Below are 632 nucleotides of genomic sequence, written 5' to 3' on the forward strand. Positions count from 1 at the left end.
CCGAAGGACAGCATGCTGTCGTGAGCATTTGAGAGACTCGAACATATCGTTGATTTCATTCTTATTACGGAGAATGAAAACGACATGTCGTTTCAATTTTCAGCTTGTTCCGGATTGTTAAAGAGCATAATACTTCGCAGCATACTGTTATCCAGCACACTCTGAAGTATTTTATCGTGAGAAGACAGTATGGTGGAGCTAAGCGGGATCGAACCGCTGACCTCCTGCGTGCAAGGCAGGCGCTCTCCCAGCTGAGCTATAGCCCCATACAGTCTTACAGAAACCTTTTACTACCATTACGTCCCGCAAAGGGGATGTAATTTTTACTCAGGCAAGGCGTGAGGTTGCGACGCATAGTTCACTATGCGAGCCAGCCGAACAACGCAGCATGAGTGAAAATTTGGTAGGCCTGAGTGGACTTGAACCACCGACCTCACCCTTATCAGGGGTGCGCTCTAACCACCTGAGCTACAAGCCTGTAGAGGTTTTTCTGCTCGTTACTTTTTATCAGACAATCTGTGTGGACACTGCGCGGGAAGGTATCTTCAGGTAAGGAGGTGATCCAACCGCAGGTTCCCCTACGGTTACCTTGTTACGACTTCACCCCAGTCATGAATCACAAAGTGGTAAGC

At 48.3% G+C, this 632-nt stretch carries 2 tRNA genes and 1 rRNA gene; all 3 read right to left on the bottom strand.

The features are described from left to right. Nucleotides 1–190 precede the first annotated feature (190 nt). Nucleotides 191–266, bottom strand: a tRNA-Ala gene (locus ABEH87_RS21655). Nucleotides 267–401: 135 nt separating this feature from the next. Continuing rightward, nucleotides 402–478, bottom strand: a tRNA-Ile gene (locus ABEH87_RS21660). Between the two features lie 72 nt (nt 479–550). Continuing rightward, nucleotides 551–632: ribosomal RNA gene (locus tag ABEH87_RS21665) — 16S ribosomal RNA — on the bottom strand; the annotation flags it as partial.

Source organism: Erwinia sp. Eh17-17 (assembly GCF_039675725.1).
Classification (GTDB): domain Bacteria; phylum Pseudomonadota; class Gammaproteobacteria; order Enterobacterales; family Enterobacteriaceae; genus Erwinia.